15 protein-coding genes are annotated in these 17052 nt (G+C 62.6%); 11 read left to right on the top strand and 4 right to left on the bottom strand.

Annotated features, from left to right (window positions below):
• Positions 1 to 152 precede the first annotated feature (152 nt).
• From HBO05_RS05915 to HBO05_RS05895, 5 genes are all read left to right on the top strand, one after another.
• Positions 153 to 1172, top strand: coding sequence for an alpha/beta hydrolase (locus HBO05_RS05915; protein WP_172312027.1), 1020 nt, complete (start codon positions 153 to 155; stop codon positions 1170 to 1172).
• Positions 1173 to 1233: 61 nt separating this feature from the next.
• The gene (locus tag HBO05_RS05910) at positions 1234 to 1887 is read left to right on the top strand and encodes a DsbA family oxidoreductase (RefSeq protein ID WP_172312025.1); all 654 of its coding nucleotides are present in this window, start codon (positions 1234 to 1236) and stop codon (positions 1885 to 1887) included.
• A gap of 191 nt (positions 1888 to 2078) precedes the next feature.
• Positions 2079 to 2999 (top strand): arginase, encoded by a 921-nt coding sequence (locus HBO05_RS05905; RefSeq protein WP_172312023.1) that lies wholly within the window; start codon positions 2079 to 2081, stop codon positions 2997 to 2999.
• Positions 2996 to 3376 (top strand): transporter, encoded by a 381-nt coding sequence (locus HBO05_RS05900; RefSeq protein WP_170041822.1) that lies wholly within the window; start codon positions 2996 to 2998, stop codon positions 3374 to 3376. Before HBO05_RS05905 ends, HBO05_RS05900 begins: the two co-directional genes overlap by 4 nt.
• A gap of 11 nt (positions 3377 to 3387) precedes the next feature.
• Positions 3388 to 3786: an EamA family transporter gene (locus tag HBO05_RS05895; protein ID WP_169954565.1), complete on the top strand. Its 399-nt coding sequence runs from the start codon at positions 3388 to 3390 to the stop codon at positions 3784 to 3786.
• A 154-nt stretch (positions 3787 to 3940) separates the two neighbouring features.
• On the opposite strand, the gene HBO05_RS05890 is transcribed toward HBO05_RS05895, so the two are convergent.
• Entirely contained in the window at positions 3941 to 4705 is a 765-nt protein-coding gene (locus tag HBO05_RS05890; RefSeq protein ID WP_172312021.1) for a MipA/OmpV family protein, read from the bottom strand.
• Positions 4706 to 4935: 230 nt separating this feature from the next.
• Here HBO05_RS05890 and HBO05_RS05885 point away from each other — a divergent pair, with 230 nt between their 5' ends.
• The 6 genes from HBO05_RS05885 to HBO05_RS05860 all read left to right on the top strand — a co-directional run bounded on the left by HBO05_RS05885 (position 4936) and on the right by HBO05_RS05860 (position 12257).
• Positions 4936 to 5634, top strand: coding sequence for an MtnX-like HAD-IB family phosphatase (locus HBO05_RS05885; RefSeq protein WP_172312019.1), 699 nt, complete (start codon positions 4936 to 4938; stop codon positions 5632 to 5634).
• Positions 5627 to 7021, top strand: a complete 1395-nt coding sequence (locus tag HBO05_RS05880) for an aminotransferase class III-fold pyridoxal phosphate-dependent enzyme (protein WP_057958587.1) — start codon at positions 5627 to 5629, stop codon at positions 7019 to 7021. The genes HBO05_RS05885 and HBO05_RS05880 overlap by 8 nt, the downstream gene beginning before the upstream one ends.
• Positions 7018 to 7872, top strand: coding sequence for an alpha/beta fold hydrolase (locus HBO05_RS05875; RefSeq protein WP_170041825.1), 855 nt, complete (start codon positions 7018 to 7020; stop codon positions 7870 to 7872). Before HBO05_RS05880 ends, HBO05_RS05875 begins: the two co-directional genes overlap by 4 nt.
• 95 nt (positions 7873 to 7967) lie before the next feature.
• Positions 7968 to 9095, top strand: a complete 1128-nt coding sequence (locus HBO05_RS05870) for a GNAT family N-acetyltransferase (RefSeq protein WP_172312017.1) — start codon at positions 7968 to 7970, stop codon at positions 9093 to 9095.
• On the top strand, positions 9092 to 10870 hold the full coding sequence (locus HBO05_RS05865; RefSeq protein WP_169954461.1) for an ATP-binding protein: 1779 nt from the start codon (positions 9092 to 9094) through the stop codon (positions 10868 to 10870). Before HBO05_RS05870 ends, HBO05_RS05865 begins: the two co-directional genes overlap by 4 nt.
• Complete coding sequence (locus tag HBO05_RS05860) at positions 10860 to 12257, top strand: sigma-54 dependent transcriptional regulator (RefSeq protein ID WP_170041827.1); 1398 nt, start codon at positions 10860 to 10862, stop codon at positions 12255 to 12257. The genes HBO05_RS05865 and HBO05_RS05860 overlap by 11 nt, the downstream gene beginning before the upstream one ends.
• A 1089-nt stretch (positions 12258 to 13346) precedes the next feature.
• On the opposite strand, the gene HBO05_RS05855 is transcribed toward HBO05_RS05860, so the two are convergent.
• The 3 genes from HBO05_RS05855 to HBO05_RS05845 are packed head-to-tail and all read right to left on the bottom strand — an operon-like array spanning position 13347 to position 16934.
• A complete protein-coding gene (locus tag HBO05_RS05855; RefSeq protein ID WP_057438356.1) occupies positions 13347 to 13685 on the bottom strand; it encodes a GlpM family protein in 339 nt (112 codons plus the stop codon).
• Positions 13686 to 13695: 10 nt separating this feature from the next.
• Positions 13696 to 15036: a sigma-54 dependent transcriptional regulator gene (locus tag HBO05_RS05850; RefSeq protein WP_170041828.1), complete on the bottom strand. Its 1341-nt coding sequence runs from the start codon at positions 15034 to 15036 to the stop codon at positions 13696 to 13698.
• On the bottom strand, positions 15033 to 16934 hold the full coding sequence (locus HBO05_RS05845) for an ATP-binding protein (protein WP_170056801.1): 1902 nt from the start codon (positions 16932 to 16934) through the stop codon (positions 15033 to 15035). Before HBO05_RS05845 ends, HBO05_RS05850 begins: the two co-directional genes overlap by 4 nt.
• Positions 16935 to 17052: the final 118 nt, after the last annotated feature.

Here is a 17052-nt window from a genome sequence, read left to right as displayed (position 1 = left end):
TTCGGATAGCGTGAGTTTGTCTCATGTTGGCAAATCTGTCGACCATGACCGCTGGGCGCTCTTCATCAAACTGTCACGTAACTGTGGCAGCGCGCTTGAACAAACTTCATCAGACTCGCGCTCTACTGGGGTTCTGCGTTTCGGTGTTTTTCATGCGCGTGTTGCTTTTACTGGCTGCCTTACTGGTCGGCCTGCCGTCTTTTGCGGCGTCTCGATGTGATGTCAATGTCCCGACTGAGCGGGTCGACCTGGACGAGGTGAGCCTGGCGTACCAGAGCATTGGCCGTGCTTCTGACCCAGCGTTGCTGCTGGTGATGGGCTTGGGCGGGCAGTTGATCCATTGGCCGGACGAGGTGGTGGTTGCCTTGTGCCAACAAGGTTTTCGGGTGATCCGCTACGACAACCGCGACGTCGGCCTGTCCACCTGGCGTCAGGCCCCGGCCAGCGCCAACCTGACCTTTGAAGTGTTGCGCTACAAACTCGGCCTGCCGGTGGCCGCGCCCTACACCCTGACCGACATGGCCGACGACGCCCTGGGATTGATGGATGCGTTGCAGGTGCGCCAGTTCCATGTGCTGGGCGCGAGCATGGGTGGGATGATCGCCCAGCACCTGGCGGCCATGGCCCCGCAGCGCGTGGAAAGCCTGACCCTGATCATGACCAGCTCCGGTGCCGAAGGCCTGCCTGCGCCGAATGCCGCGCTGGTACAACTGTTGTCACGGCGCAGTGCGCCCAACCGCGAAGTGGCCCTGGAGCAGCAGGCCGACTTGCTGGCGGCCCTGGGCAGCCCCGAGGTCAAGGATGATCGCCAGGCGTTGTTGCAGCAGGCTGCGCAGTCCTATGACCGGGCGTTCAATCCCGAGGGTGTGAAGCGCCAGATCATGGCGATCCTTGCCGAACCGAGCCGCGTGCCGCTGCTCAACCAACTGCGGGTGCCGACCCTGGTGGTGCATGGCACGGCCGATCCATTGCTGCCGGTGATGCATGGGGTGCACCTGGCGGCGCATATCCAGGGCAGCCAGTTGCGGCTGATCCCGGGTCTGGCCCATCGGTTCCAGGAAGCGTTCAAGGCGCCGTTGCTGGCGGCGGTGTTGCCGTACCTGCAAGCCCACCGCGAAGAGGCGGCGCATTGGGCGCAGGTTGATCCCGCGCCGCCTTCCAAGGTTTTATGAGCGGCGCGTAGGGGTGTATGGTGCGACATTTATGGCGTGTAATGCCTGCGAGGTTGCCTGAATGAGTACTTCCCTGAAAATCGATTTCGTCAGCGACGTGTCCTGCCCCTGGTGCGTCATCGGCCTGCGCGGCCTGACCGAGGCCCTGGACCAGCTGGGCGCCGAAGTGCAGGCCGAGATCCACTTCCAGCCGTTCGAACTGAACCCGAACATGCCTGCCGAAGGGCAGAATATCGTGGAGCACATCAGCGAGAAATACGGCTCCACTGCCGAAGAGTCCCAGGCCAACCGCGCGCGCATCCGCGACCTGGGCACCGCGTTGGGCTTTGCGTTCCGTACCGATGGCCAAAGTCGTATCTACAACACCTTCGACGCCCATCGCCTGCTGCATTGGGCTGGGCTTGAGGGCTTGCAGTACAACCTCAAGCACGCGTTGTTCAAGGCTTACTTCAGCGATGGCCAGGACCCGTCCGACCACGCCACGCTGGCAATCATTGCCCAGAGCGTTGGCCTGGACCTCAAGCGCGCAGCCGAGATTCTGGCTTCGGACGAGTACGCCGCAAAGGTGCGCGAGCAGGAGCAACTGTGGGTATCGCGCGGGGTGAGTTCGGTGCCGACCATCGTGTTCAACGACCAGTACGCGGTCAGCGGCGGACAGCCGGCTGAAGCGTTTGTGGGGGCGATCCGCCAGATCATCAACGAAGCCAAAAGCTAACAAACACCACCGGCCAAAGGTGGGAGCGGGCTTGCCCGCGAAAGCGGTATATCAGCTAAGTATCTCTTAACTGACCCACCGCCTTCGCGAGCAAGCCCGTTTCCACATTGGCTCCTGGCCCATCCCTTGCATTACCCCCCTAAAGCCCAGCCGGCGTGCGGTTGGGCACTGCCAAGGGGTGAAACATTACCTTGAATATTCTCGATCTCGACCACAGCCTCACAGCCCAGGCACCCATCGCCCGGCGTCTGGCCAGTGGTCAGGCCACGCGCCTGGATTTGCTCGACCTGGGCCCGAAACTGCGCCTGTGGTCCACCGAAAAAACCTGGAAACGCTTTGCCCAGCGCCTGGCCCAACGGCCCCGGCCGAGCACGGCGCGGCCGGAAATCTTCTTTGTCGGCTCCGGCGACTACCACCACCTGACCCCGGCCTTTCTCGCCGAAGTGCAACAGCCGATCAGCCTGATCCACTTCGACAACCACCCCGACTGGGTACGCCTGGCCCCGCGCCGGCACTGCGGCTCGTGGGTCAACCAGGCCCTGAAGATGCCGGCGATCAAGCGCATCGTCACCCTCGGCCCGTGCAGCGATGACCTGCACAACCCGCAACTGCGTGGCGGCAATCTTGGCGCCCTGAAGCGCGGGCACCTGCAGTTGTTTCCCTGGCAGCACGCGCCGTCGAAAGTCTGGGGCCGGGTTGGGGATGGCGCCGGCCATGCACAGCAGGAAAACCACCTGCACTGGCGCAATCTCGCTGAGCTCGACTGGCCTGCATTCCTTGAGCAAATGATCGCCAGCCTGCCCACCGAGGCGGTATGGATCACCCTCGACAAGGACGTGCTGGCCAGCGAAGACGCGGCCACCAATTGGGACCAGGGCGGCATGCGCCTGACGCACCTGTTGCAAGCCCTGCGTGCGTTGGCGGCGAGCAAGCGGATTATTGGCATCGACGTGTGTGGCGAGTTTGCCCGGCCTACGTTCAGCAACGCGTTCAAACGCTGGGAAGCCAAGTCCGACCAGCCACCGGCCGAACGCTGGAGCGACGACGACCTGCTGCGTAACGCGACCACCAATGAAGCGTTGATCAACCTGTTCGAGGAGCTGTTTCCGTGACCCTGACCGTGGTGTTGTTGGTGGCCTTTTCCATCGTGCTCGATGTGATCGGCCAGTTGTGTTTCAAACTGGGCCTGGACCGCTTGCCGGAGCTTTCCGGCGGGTTTCGCCTGAGTGCCTTCTGGGGCCAGGTGTTCAATGCGCCGTTGCTGTGGGCGGGCATCGGCGCCTATGTCATCGAATTTTTCGTCTGGCTCGAAGCCTTGTCCCGCGCGCCGTTGAGCCTGCTGTTCCCGGCCGCCGCGCTGGCCTATTGCGGGGTGGTGCTGGCGGGCAAAGTGGTGCTGGGCGAAACCGTCAGCCGCCGGCGCTGGTTGGGCACGATGGTGATTACCGCCGGCGTGATGTTGGTGGCTGTAGCAGGAGCACAATCATGAGTGCGCAAGAGATGACTATCCGTCCGGTTGGCTGGCTGCATGGGCGCCTGGGCACCGTAGTGTTATGGGCGTTGTTGATCCTCACCGAAAGCGCCGGGCAGCTGTTTACCAAGGTGGCCGGCGATCAGATAGGGCAGATGGATTTCAGTTGGCAGTGGTTGGCGGCGGTGGCGGTCAACCCGGGGATCCTGGCGGCGATTGCCTGCTATATCGGCGCGTTCTTTGTGTGGATGCTAATCCTGCGACGCAGCAGCCTGTCCCTGGCCTTCCCCTTGAGCTCGCTGGTGTTTGTGGTGGTGTTGCTCGGCTCCTGGCTGGGGTTGGGCGAGCACATCAGCTTGCTGCATTGGGTGGGCGTGGTGGTGATTATTGGCGGGATTGCACTGCTGGCCGAGGGCGAAGAAAACTGAGTGCCCTGTGAAATACGGACTAAATGTGTGAGCGGGCTTGTGTGGGAGCTGGCTTGCCTGCGATGCAGGCGCCTCGGTGTCTCAGTTACACCGCGGTGAGGCTATCGCAGGCAAGCCAGCTCCCACATTTTGATGGGTGTCGCCCTTGAGACAATCAATCGAAGGTATAGCTGATCGCCGTCTGCACCTGTCCCTGGTTGACCTCGCCGGTCTGGCGCACGATGCTGCTGTCGGCCGCCGATCCCAGCAGATGCACCCAACTGGCACTGGTCAGTAACGTCCACTTCGGTGCCAGGGGGATCTGCACGCTCTGGGTCAGGGTCAGGTTCTGGAACCCGCCGCTGGCGCTGTACGGACGGATCCCGGAGTCTGTCGCATCATGCTCATCCACCCCGAAAAATGTCTGGGTCTGGCGGCCGTCGGCAAAATGCGCGACCAGGCCCGTGCTGCCAATCACTGCGCCGCCCAGCGGGTAGCCCAACTCCCCACCCAACTTGCCGAGCACGCCGCTCTGCTCGCGGGCACCGCCCACAGCCCGGCCCAGTTGCGCATAGACCCGCCAGAAGTCGGCAGGCGCGTACTGGATAAAACCGCCGACCTCGGCCATGTCCGACACATCCCGCAAGCCCTGTAGCGGCCCGTTGGCCGTGCGTCCCGGCAGGTAATTGAGGTACGGCCCGGCACTCAAGCCATTGCTGTCGAGCGCGCGCCAGGTCAGGCCGTCATCGGTATCGAGGCTGACATCTCCCCAATCCAGGTCGAAGTAGGGCACAGGCACAGTCTGATAACGGCTGGCGGCGGGTTCCCGTGGCTGATAGCTCAAGCCCAGGCCCACCTCGCCGCTGATGCCGGCCGCCGCTGCCGAGTTCATCCACAGCCCCAGGACGCCGGCGAATACCAGCGAAGTCACCCTGAACATATTGCTTGCTCCTCTTGCAAAACATGCGCGCATGAACGCGCAGGCGCGGGGGCTTGTGCAAGCACTCATGTTGTTTGTAGCGACCTACAAAATTTGTAGCTTCGCCGCAGCCTTTATCACCTATCCATGCCCGCGAGCCCCAGCCCTGCTGGGTTTTGCCCACTTGGCACAGTCCCTGCTCTATCCCTGGTAACGGCGCATCAGCGCGCTAGCATCCAAGGTAAACGCAGATGAATGACTGGCATATCGTGTGTGACTTCGATGGGACCATCACACCCACCGATGTCATCGACAATGTTCTCCAACGCTTCGCCGGCCCCGAATGGGAAACCATCGAGCAGCAATGGCTGGAAGGCCATATCGGTTCGCGCGAATGCCTGAGCCGCCAACTGGCGCTGATCAAGGCGAGCCCGGCCGAACTGCTGGCGTATTTCGACACCGTCGAGATCGACCCGGACTTCCCGGACTTCGTCGACCATGTCCTGGGCCAGGGCGCGTCCCTTGAGGTGGTCAGCGACGGCATCGAGCAAGGCATCGCGCGGATCCTTTCGCGCAACTACGTGACCTTGCTGCCGATCATCGCCAACCGCCTGCGCCAGGTTGACCAGAACAGCTGGCGCATCGACTTCCCCCATGCCAGCGACGCCTGCCGCGCGGCCTCGGGCAACTGCAAATGCAAGTCCACCCCGCGTAACAAACGGGTGCTGGTGATCGGCGACGGCAAGTCCGATATGTGCGTGTCGACCACCGCCGATTTCGTCTTCGCCAAGGGCAGCCTGGCCCAATACTGCCAGGCCCACGCCATCCCCCATCTGCGCTTCGACACCTTTGCCGAACTGCCGGCCTTGCTGGCCAAGCTGCCCCAGGGCATCGCCGCCAACGCCACCCATTTCACTTTTGAAAATCAGGAACTCTTTCATCATGTCTGATATCCGTATCGCTACCGCCGAAGACCAGGTTCTGCTGGATAAAGAAGCCAAGTACTGCTCCTACGGCGACACCGTCCACTACATCGACCCACCGCGTATCTTCAGCCGTTGCGAAGGCTCCTACGTGTGGGACACCGAAGACCAGGCCTACCTCGACCTGCAAATGTGGTACTCGGCGGTCAACTTCGGCTACGCCAACCCGCGCCTGAACAATGCGCTGAAACAGCAGATCGACACCCTGCCGCAAATCGCCAGCCAGTACCTGCACAAGGGCAAGATCGAGCTGTCGGAAATGATCGCGGTGGACGCCAAGAAAAAATTCGGCCTTGATGGCCGGGTGCATTTCAACGTCGGCGGTTCGCAGTCCATCGAGGATTCGCTCAAGGTCGTACGTAACGCCACCAACGGCAAGAGCCTGATGTTCGCCTTCGAGGGCGGCTACCACGGGCGCACCCTTGGCGCGTCGTCCATCACCTCCAGCTACCGCTACCGTCGTCGCTACGGCCACTTCGGCGAACGCGCCAACTTCATCCCGTTCCCGTACCACTTCCGTGGCCCCAAGGGCATGACCAAGGAAGAATACGGCAGCCACTGCGTGCAGCAGTTCGCGCGCCTGTTCGAGACTGAATACAACGGTGTGTGGGACCCGAAAGTCGGCCAGAGCGAGTACGCAGCGTTCTACGTCGAGCCGATCCAGGGCACCGGCGGCTACGTGATCCCGCCGATGAACTTCTACAGCGAACTCAAGCAGGTGCTCGACCAGCACGGCATCCTGATGGTGGTCGATGAAATCCAGATGGGCTTCTGGCGCACCGGCAAGTTGTGGTCGATCGAACACTTCGATGTGCAGCCGGACGTGATCGTGTTCGGTAAAGCCCTGACCAATGGCCTCAACCCCCTGGGCGGCATCTGGGCCAAGGAAGAGTTGATCAACCCGAAAGTCTTCCCGCCGGGTTCCACCCACTCCACCTTTGCCTCCAACCCGCTGGGTACGGCGGTGGGCCTGGAAATGTTCAAGATGACCAGCGAAGTCGACTACGGCGCGATGGTCATGGCCAAGGGCAAATACTTCCTGGAAGGCCTGCAAGAGTTGCAAAAGCGCTTCCCGATCATCGGCGACGTCGATGGCCTGGGCCTGGCCCTGCGCTGCGAAATCTGCGGCCCCGATGGCTTCACCCCGGACAAGGCGACCCTGGACTACATGGTTGACGAGGGCATGAAAGGCGACATGCTGGTCGACGGCCAGAAACTCGGGTTGATCCTCGATGTGGGCGGCTACTACAAGAACGTGATCACCCTGGCGCCGTCCCTGGAAATCAGCTACCCGGAAATCGACCTGGGCCTGAAGCTGCTGGAGCAACTGCTGACCCGAGCGATGAAGCGGTGAGCCTGGCCGATATCGATCTCGGCGAAGGCAACGCCGGCTTCGTTCTCGGCAACGGTCCGGTCGGGATCCTGTTGATCCACGGCCTGACCGGCACCCCGACCGAGTTGCGTCGGGTCGCCCAGGGCCTGGCCAAGGCGGGCAACTGCACGGTGTACGTGCCCACCCTGGCCGGGCACTGCGGGGGCAACGAAGACCTGCAGGCCACCGGCTGGCGCGACTGGTACGAGGGTGTGCGCAAGACCTTTGTCGGCGTGCAGCAGCGCCATGCGCAGGTGTTCGTCGGTGGCTTGTCCATGGGCGCGGTGATGTCGATGTACCTGGCTTCGGAGTTTGCGGGCCAGGTCGCCGGGTTGCTGATGTACTCCACGACCCTCAAGTACGACGGCTGGAGCATCAACAAATTTGCTTTCATCACGCCGTTGCTGATCCGTATTCCGTTCGGCGTGCGCCTGTTCCGTTTTACCGAGAAGCCGCCCTACGGCATCAAGAACGAACGCCTGCGGGCCATCGTCGAGCGGCAGATGAAAGAGGGCGAGAGCAGCGAGGCCGGGTTGTTGACCATGGAGGGCGTCACCGTACGCGAGCTGCACTGGATGAACGCGGTGGTGAAAAAACGCATGCCGTCGATCAAGACCCCGGCGCTGGTCCTGCACTCCATCGAGGACGACATCACCAGCCGCTGGAACGCCGACTACGTGGAACGCCACCTGGGCGGCCCGGTGACCAAGATCCTGTTGGACAACTGCTACCACATGATCACCGTTGACCTGCAATACCGGCGGGTGATCGAGCTGAGTGCGGACTTTATTGAACAACACACCACCCCTGTGGACGAATATCTCCGGGCTTGACACCGCCACCTGTGGGAGCGGGCTTGCCCGCGATGGTCGTGAACGATGACGCATATGGCCCGGTTTACGCGGTGTTTTTAGATGAAGGAAACGCTGTGATCAGCACTAAAGCCTATTCAACTATCCAAGCCATCGACCGCAGCGCCTGGAACGACTGCTTTCCCCAGGCCCTGGAAGATTGGGACTACTACGTTGCCGTGGAAAACGCCGCCATCGAGGATTTCCAATGGCGCTACCTGGCCCTTTATGAGGATGGGCAACTGCTGGCCGTTGCCCCGGCGTTCATCACCCATTACCGCCTCGACACCACCGTGTCGGGCATCGCCAAACGCTTTACCCAACGCCTGGAGCGCTGGCGGCCCGGGGTTTTGCGCCTGGGCCTGTATGCGATCGGCTCGCCGGTGGCCGAGCAATGCCATGCCGGTGTCGCCAGCCACGTGCCCGCTTCACGCCGTGGCGCGTTGTTGGCACACCTGCTGGCCGCCGCGCGCCGGGATGCCGATGCCTTTGGCATCGGCTTGCTGGCCGTCAAGGACGCCCCGACCCTGGACCCGGACTGGGCCGACAGCTGCAAGGCTGCCGGCCTGCACAGCATGCCGAGCCTGCCTACCGGGCTGTTGCCGCTGCCCTACGGTTCGGTGGATGCCTACCTGGGCTCCCTGGGCAAATCCACGCGCAAGGACTTGCGGCGCAAGCTGCGCGCGCCGGGGCCGCAGGTGGAGTGGCGGGACAATATCGATGATGTGCTGCCGGATATCATGCGCCTCTACGAGGCCACGCTGGCCCGCGCTGACCTGCAATTCGAACGCCTGCCCGCCGGGTATTTCAGCCAGGTGCTCGCCCAGCTTGAACAACGGGCGCGCTGTGTACTTTACTGGGTGGACGGGCAACTGGTGGCGTTCAACCTGGTGCTGCTGGACCAGCACCGGCTGATCGACAAGTTCTTTGCCCACGACCTGGCCCACAGCCGCGAACATAACCTGTACTTTCGCAGTTGGCTGACCAACGTCGACTACTGCATCGCGCACAATATTGCGTTGTATGAGTGCGGGCAGGCCGGGTATGCCAGTAAGCTACGCCTGGGCTGCGAGTTCGCGGGTAATGCGCTGTTCTTCCAGCATCGCAACCGTCTGCTCGACACCCTGCTCAAGCTGGTAAGAATGTTTATTCGCCCGGACCGATCCGACCCTGCCATGGCTGCTGCAATAAGCGAAACCCGATGATTGCCAAAACCCGCCAGAAAGCCCGCCCGTTTGCCATTTCCCGCTGGAGCCTGCAGCGCAAGCTGGTGTTGGCGTTCTGGCTGGTGACGGTGATCCCGACGATGATCGCCGCGGAGCTGGCAGCCACCACCCTGTCGCAGATTTTCGACAGTAACGTGCGCATCTGGCTGCAAGAGTCGACCCGCATCGTCAAGGATGAAGTCAGCGACATCCTGCACGACAACGCCCGTGTGGCGCAGATCTTCCTGCGGTATGTGCGTCCGCCCTCCAGCCATGAAGCGATGCGTCATGACCGTTTGATCGCGGACATTGCCAGCGCCACTGATATTGACGTGGTGACGCTGATTCGCAGCAGTGACAGCAAGGTGATGTTCAGCACCGTGGGCGATGATGTGGTGAAACAAATCAGCCTCGCTCCCAATGCCGTACTGCAAACCGTGCAGGTCGGCGGCGTGGCCACCGGGGCCGTGATTTCGTCGTTCGAGACCAGCCAGGATGGCGTCGACTATGAACTGCTGGTCGGCACCTACCTGGACAGCAGTTTCCTGACCAGTGTCGCCGAGGTGCATTCCCTGGACTTGCGCCTGTACCTGGCCAATACCGATGGTTTCTCGGAGATCTTCTCTACCCAGCGTTTTGAAGACCACCCGACCCGCGTGCCGAAATCCGTGGAAACCCTGCTGCGCAGCACCAAGCAGCCCAGCGAACAGTTCACCAGCAACTACAGCGGCCTGTACTGGCCGATCTTCAATGACACCGGCGAGTTGCAGGGTGTGATCTTCAGTGGCCTGCTGCGCCACACCAGCCTGGTGGGGCTGGTGAACCAGAGCAATCTGTTCGTGCTGATCTTCCTGCTCAGCTCTGCCTTGTCCCTGGGCGCCGGGGTGCTGGTTTCCCGGCACCTGACGCGGCCGCTGCGCGAGTTGTCCCAGGGCGTGAGCGCGGTGATCAGCGGCAACTACCAGCACCGCGTGGCCGTCACCGGCGGTGACGAGCTGGCGCAACTGAGCAGCACTTTCAACCACATGACCGAACGCCTGGGTGAGTTGCATCACCTCGAAGCGCAACTGCGGCGCCGCGATCGCCTGCATGCCCTGGGCGAAGTGGCGATGGGCCTGGCCCATGAAATCCGCAACCCCCTGGGCATCATCAAGACGGCGACCCAACTGCTGCACCGCCGCGCCGATCTACCGGAGACCGACAAGCGCCACCTGGAATACGTGATCAGCGAAGTCAGCCGGATCAATGACCTGATCACCGACTTCCTCGACTTTGCCAAGCCCAGCGAACCGCTGCGCAGCCAGCAACTGGCGCGGCCGCTGGCGCAAGAAATCCTCGGTTTCTGCGCGCCGGAGCTGGCCAGTCATGCCATCGACGCGCACCTCGACGACCAGGCGCCCGGCGCGACCCTGTATGTGGACGCCAAGCAAATCAAGCAGGCGTGCCTGAACCTGATCCTCAATGCCGTCGATGCCATGCCCGAGGGTGGGCGCCTGACGTTGGGCATCAGCCGCGTCGAACACTTCACGGTGATCAGCATCAGCGACAGCGGCCCGGGCATCGCGCCGGAAATGATCGAGCGGATCTTTACCCCCTTCGTCACCACCAAGGCCTCGGGCACCGGTCTGGGCCTGGCGAAAGTCTACTCAATCATGGAAAGTCACGATGGCCGCATCGAGTGCACCAGCGAGAAGGATGCGGGTGCTACCTTCAGCCTGTACATACCGGCCAACGGTGAAGATGACGGCGACGACGAGGACAGTCATGACGCATAACATATTGGTGGTCGACGACGAGCCCAAGCTCTGCGACTTGCTGGCGTCGGCCCTGAGCCAGAACGAGATCCAGGTGTTTATCGCCGGCAACGGCCTGCATGCCCTCAAGTTGCTGGAGCAGGAAGACATCGACCTGGTGATCAGCGACTGGCGCATGCCCGGCATGGACGGCCCGCAACTGCTGGCCGAGATCAAGGTGCGCTACCCGCAGTTGCCGGTGATCGTGATGACGGCCTACAGCACGGTGAAAAATGCCGTGCAGTCGATGCGCAATGGTGCCTACGACTACATTGCCAAGCCCTTCGATATCGACGAGCTGGACATCACCGTGGCCAAGGCCTTGCAGTTTCGCGACATCATGCGCGACAACGCACGGCTGCGCGCCGAGCTTGATGAGCACGCCCAGTTCGACAGCCTGGTGGGTGACAGCCCGGCGTTTCGCCGGGTGTTACAGGCGGTGGATTCGGTGCGCGAGAGCAATGCCACCATCTTGCTGACCGGCGAAAGCGGCACCGGCAAGGAAATGGTCGCCCGCGCCATTCACAAGCATGGCAACCGTGCAGACAAACCCTTTGTGGCGGTCAATTGCGCGGCAATCCCCGAAGGCTTGCTGGAAAGCGAAATGTTCGGTCATCGCAAAGGCGCGTTTACCGGCGCCGTGGCTGACCGGGTAGGGCGCTTCATGCAGGCGGACAAGGGCACGCTGTTTCTCGACGAAGTAGGCGATATGCCCTTGGCGTTGCAGGCCAAGATCCTGCGCGCCTTGCAGGAGCGGGTGATCGAGCCGGTGGGTGACCCGCGTGAACGCAAGGTGGATGTGCGGGTGATCGCCGCCACCAACAAGAACCTTCTGGATGCGGTGGCGAACAAGGAGTTTCGCGAGGATCTCTACTACCGTCTCAACGTCTTCCCGATCCCGCTGCCCGCCCTGCGCGAGCGTGTCGAAGACATCGCCCCCCTGGCCCGGCACTTTGCCCGCAGCCTGAGCGCCACAGCCGGCAAACGCATCACCGGCTTCAGCGCAGATGCCTTGCAGGCCATGGCCGCCTACAACTGGCCGGGCAATATCCGCGAGCTGCAAAACTGCGTGGAGCGCGCGACCATCGTGGCGGCCAGCCCGGTGATCGAGGACATTGACCTGCCGGCCTATCTGTTTGCGTCCCAGCCGACGGCGGGTGATGTGACGACGATTCTCAGCGAAGGCCCGGGCGTGCCTCGGGACCTGGATGCGGCGCTGGCAGAAGTGGAGAAGGCGTACATCCTGGCGGCGTTGCAGGAGAGCAATGGGGTGCAGGCGGCTGCGGCGTCAAGGATCGGGATCTCCGAGCGCAGCTTCTGGTACCGCTTGAAAAAGCTCGGCATCCAGATTGACAAGATCGTGCGCTGAGCCCTGGGAGTCACACAGCTCCCATGAGGGTTCGGGGAAGCACACTGAGCAAATGTGGGAGCGGTCGAGCTTTAGCGAGGCTGCGATGCGGGCAATTCGGTTTTATGGGTGTACCGAGTTGATCCTATCGCAGCCTCGCCGGGGCTCGACAGCTCCTACAAGGGATCGGGGAAGGACACGGAGCAAGTGTGGGAGCTGTCGAGCTTTAGCGAGGCTGCGATGCGGGCAACTGGGTTTTGCAGGTGTACCGAGTCGATCCCATCGCCGCCTCGCCGGGGCTCGACAGCTCCTACAAGGGATTGGGGAGGCACACGGAGCAAGTGTGGGAGCTGTCGAGCTTTAGCGAGGCGGCGATGCGGGCAGCTCGGTTTTGTAGGTATACCGAGTTGATCCCATCGCCGCCTCGCCGGGGCTCGACAGCTCCTACAAGGGATTGGGGAGGCACACGGAGCAAGTGTGGGAGCTGTCGAGCTTTAGCGAGGCGGCGATGCAGGCAACTGGGTTTTATGGGTGTACCGAGTCGATCCCATCGCAGCCTCGCCGGGGCTCGACAGCTCCTACAAGGGATTGGGGATACACACTGAGCAAATGTGGGAGCTGTCGAGCTTTAGCGAGGCTGCGATGCAGGCGACTGGGTTTTATGGGTGTACCGAGTTGATCCTATCGCCGCTTCGCCGGGGCTCGACAGCTCCTACAAGGGATTGGGGAGGCACACGGAGCAAATGTGGGAGCTGTCGAGCTTTAGCGAGGCTGCGATGCAGGCGACTGGGTTTTGCAGGTGTACCGAGTCGATCCCATCGCAGCCTCGCCGGGGCTCGACAGCTCCTACAAGGGATTGGGGAGGCACACGGAGCAAATGTGGGAGCTGTCGAGCTTTAGCGAGGCTGCGATGCAGGCAGCTCGGTTTTGCAGGTGTACCGAGTTGATCCTATCGCAGCCTCGCCGGGGCTCGACAGCTCCTACAAGGGATTGGGGAGGCACACGGAGCAAATGTGGGAGCTGTCGAGCTTTAGCGAGGCTGCGATGTAGGCAGCTCGGTTTTATGGGGGTGTCGAGTTGGTCCAGTTCCCACAGGGGAGCGGTGGAGTGTCAGGCGTGGATTCGAATCCACACACTCACCAGCACCGTCGCCGCCATCAACCACGCCACTGCGGCCACCGCCAGTGAGGCCTCCAGGCGCATGCGATCGACCATCACGTACAGCGTCGCCAGGTACACAAAGTACGGAATGATCGACCACATGCCGAACACGATGGTGGTCTTCAGATCGTCTACCGACCGGCCCTTGCCGACGATGTAGTGGGCGATCAGGGCAAAGGTCGGAAACAGCGGCACCAGGCCGGCGATGTAATAGTTCTTGGTTTTGGCCAGCACCGCCAGGAGCAATACCACCGCCGCACCGAGGGCGGCCTTGAAGACTAAATCCACGCAGTTCTCCTTAATGGCTCAGGCCGTATTTCTTGACCTTGTCGAACAGGGTGGTCTTGGCCATTCCCAGTTCCAGGCTGGCCTGGGTCAGGTTGCCGCCGCTGCGTTGCAGGGCGTCGCTGAGCAGGTTGCGTTCAAAGGCTTCCACCGCCTCGGTAAAGGCCAGGCCATGGTTGTCGGGGCTGGTGCCGCTTTTCTTGAAGGCCGGCAGGCCCAGGGCAAAACGTTCGGCGACGTTGCGCAGTTCTCGCACGTTGCCGGGCCAGTCGTGGCTCATCAGGCTGGACAGGGTCTGGTTGTCCAGTTCCGGGGCGATGCGGTCAAAGCGCAGGGAGGACTGCTGCAGGAAGTGTTCGAACAGTTGCAGGATATCTTCACGACGCTCGCGCAGCGGCGGCAGTTCCAGGGTGACCACGTTCAGGCGGTAGTACAGGTCGCTGCGGAACTGGTTGGCGCGACTCAATTCGTCGAGGTCGGACTTGGTGGCGGCGATCACCCGGCAATCCACGGCCACGCTCTGGTTCGAACCCAGGCGTTCCAGGGTGCGCTCCTGCAAGACCCGCAGCAGTTTGATCTGCAGGTTCATCGGCATGCTTTCCACTTCGTCGAGGAACAGCGTGCCCTCGTGGGCATGTTCGATCTTGCCGATCCGCCGTTTGCCCGCGCCGGTAAAGGCGTTGGCTTCGTGGCCGAAAATCTCGCTTTCGAACAGGTTTTCCGGCAGGCCACCGCAGTTCAGGGCGACGAACTGGTGGGCGTGGCGGCGGCTGAAGTCGTGCAGGCAGCGGGCGACCAGCTCCTTGCCGGTGCCGGTCTCGCCTTCGATCAGCACGTTGGCCGAGGTGTCGGCGACGTTGGCGATCAGCTCGCGCAGGTTCTGCATCGCCGGCGAGCGCCCGATGATCCGGCCTTCCAGGGAGTCACGCTCGGCCAGTTGCCGGCGTAGCGCCCAGACCTCCCGGGCCAGGCCGCGCTGTTCGAGGGCGCGGCGCACCACGTCTACCAGGCGCTCCGGGGAAAAGGGTTTTTCCATGAAGTCATAGGCACCGTTGCGCATCGCGCCCACGGCCATGGAAATATCGCCGTGGCCGGTGATCAGCACCACCGGCAGGCTTTTATCCAGGGCCTTGAGGCGGGTCAACAGCTCCAGGCCGTCGATACCGGGCAAGCGGATATCGCTGATCACAATGCCGGCAAAGTTTTCGCCGACACGTTTGAGAGCCTCTTCGGCGCTGGCCACGCCGACGCTGGGAATATCTTCCAGGGCCAGGGCTTGCTGGCAGCCGAGCAACACATGGGGATCGTCTTCGACGATCAGCACGGTCAGTTCGGTATTGGGTTGGCTGTTCATATCGATTCGCCGGGTTGATGGCCTGCCAGGGGCAGGCTCAGGACAAAGGCCGTACCACCAACGGCCGGGGGCTCGACGGCCAGGTTGCCGCCGGTGGCCGCTGCAAGGCTGGCCGACAGGGTCAGGCCCAGGCCCAGCCCTTGCTCGCCGGGTTTGGTGGTAAAAAAGGGTTCGAACAGATGCTTGCGGGTCTCAGGGTCGATGCCATGCCCGTTGTCCCGCACCCGCAGGCGATATTTTCCGTCGCTGATATCGCTTTCCAGCCACAACTCGGGGGCGGGTTGGGCGTGCATCGCATCCAGGGCGTTGCCGATCAGGTTGACCAGGATCTGCTCCAGGCGTGTCTGGTCGATCTGCAACAGGGCCTGGCTAAAACCACGGTGGACGGTCAGCGGCAGGCTGTCGAGGCGGCTGCCCAGGACCTGGAACGCCGCATCCACGGCCTTGCCCAGGCTGGCTTCGCCCTGGTCGTCGCCGCGTCGGGCAAACGAGCGCAGGCTGGCGGTGATGCGGCCCATGCGGTCGATCAGTTCGTTGATGGTCTTGAGATTGGTGCTGGCAGTATCCAGGGCTCCGCGTTCCAGGAAGCGCACGGTGTTGCCGGACAAGGTGCGCAGGGCCGCCAGGGGCTGGTTCAGTTCATGGGCGATGCTGGTGGACATCTGGCCGATGGCCGCCAGTTTGCCGGCCTGGACCAATTCGTCCTGGGCCCGGCGCAGGGTTTCTTCGGCCTGGCGGCGTTCGCGGATCTGCGCCTTGAGCCGTTCGTTGCTGGCCCGCAGGTCGGCGGTGCGCTCGGCAATCCGCCGCTCCAGCTGGTTGTTGGCTTCTTGCAGGGCCTCGCGGGCAGCCAGGCGCGTGGCGATCACCTTGCGTCGCTCGTTCCAGGCAATCAGCAGGAACGCCACCAGGGCAAAGGCCACGGCGACGAGGATGCCCTGGTTGATCGCCGCCTGGCGCAGGTCGTTGAGCGGGGTGAGCAGGGTGAAGTTCCACGGCGTGTCGTTCAGCGGTCGGGTCTGGGCGAGGTAGGTGACTTCCTGGTCGTCGGTCACCACTTCACTGTTGGCCGGGAACGTCAGCTTCTCGGTACCAGCATCCAGCTGTTCGCGGGCCAGGGGTTGCAGTTCGTTGAGGGTCGCCCAGTAATATTGCAGGCTGCGAGCCAGGCGCTCCTTGGTATCGTCGCTCAGCGGGCGCACGGCCTTGAGCCGGCGCGCCGGGTCGCTGGAGAGGATGATGATGCCGTTCTCATCGCTGACAAAAGCTTCCAGGCGCGCGCGCTGCCAGCGTTCTTCCAGCGCTTCGAGGCGCACTTTGACCACCGCGACGCCAATGATCTTGCCGCGTTCTTCCAGGCCATGGGCCAGGTAGTAGCCGGGTTCGCCATTGGTGCTGCCGATGCCATAGAAACGGCCGGGCTGGCCACGCACGGCGTTCTGGAAATAGGCGCGGAACGACAGGTCTTCACCCAGGTAGCTGTCAACATCGCGCCAGTTGCTGGTGGCCATCACACGGCCGGTGGTGTCCATCACATAAATCGCCCGACTGCGGCTACGCCGGTTCAGGCCTTCGAGGTATTCGTTGACGGCTTGCCGGTGTTCCGGGCTTGGCTCGGCCAACAGCCTGGAGACGCTGGATTCCAGTTCCAGCAGGCTGGGCAGGTAGGTGTATTTGCTGATCTCACTCTCGACCGTGCGCGCATGCAGCTCCAACTGACGCTCGCCGTTCTCGCCCAGGGTGCGGATGCCGTAGTGCTCGCTGGTCCAGAAGCCGATAAAACCCAGGCCGATCATCAACAGGATGATCAGGGGCGGCAGGAACAACTGGCGAATCAGACGAGGCTTCACGGCAAGTGATGGCGGCGCGGCGCGATAGAGGGTGGGGTCGCATTTCATCACAGATGCCTTGGGTCAACCAGCGCTTGCCTGGACCGGTGTGGGAGCAGGCTTGCCCGCGATGACGGTAGGTCAACCACAGACAGGTTGACTGATACGCCGCAATCGCGGGCAAGCC

It is taken from the genome of Pseudomonas sp. WS 5079, from assembly GCF_012985465.1.
Classification (GTDB): Bacteria; Pseudomonadota; Gammaproteobacteria; order Pseudomonadales; family Pseudomonadaceae; genus Aquipseudomonas.
The sequence above is the reverse complement of the archived record's forward strand: the minus strand, read 5'-3'. Positions and strand labels throughout refer to the sequence as shown.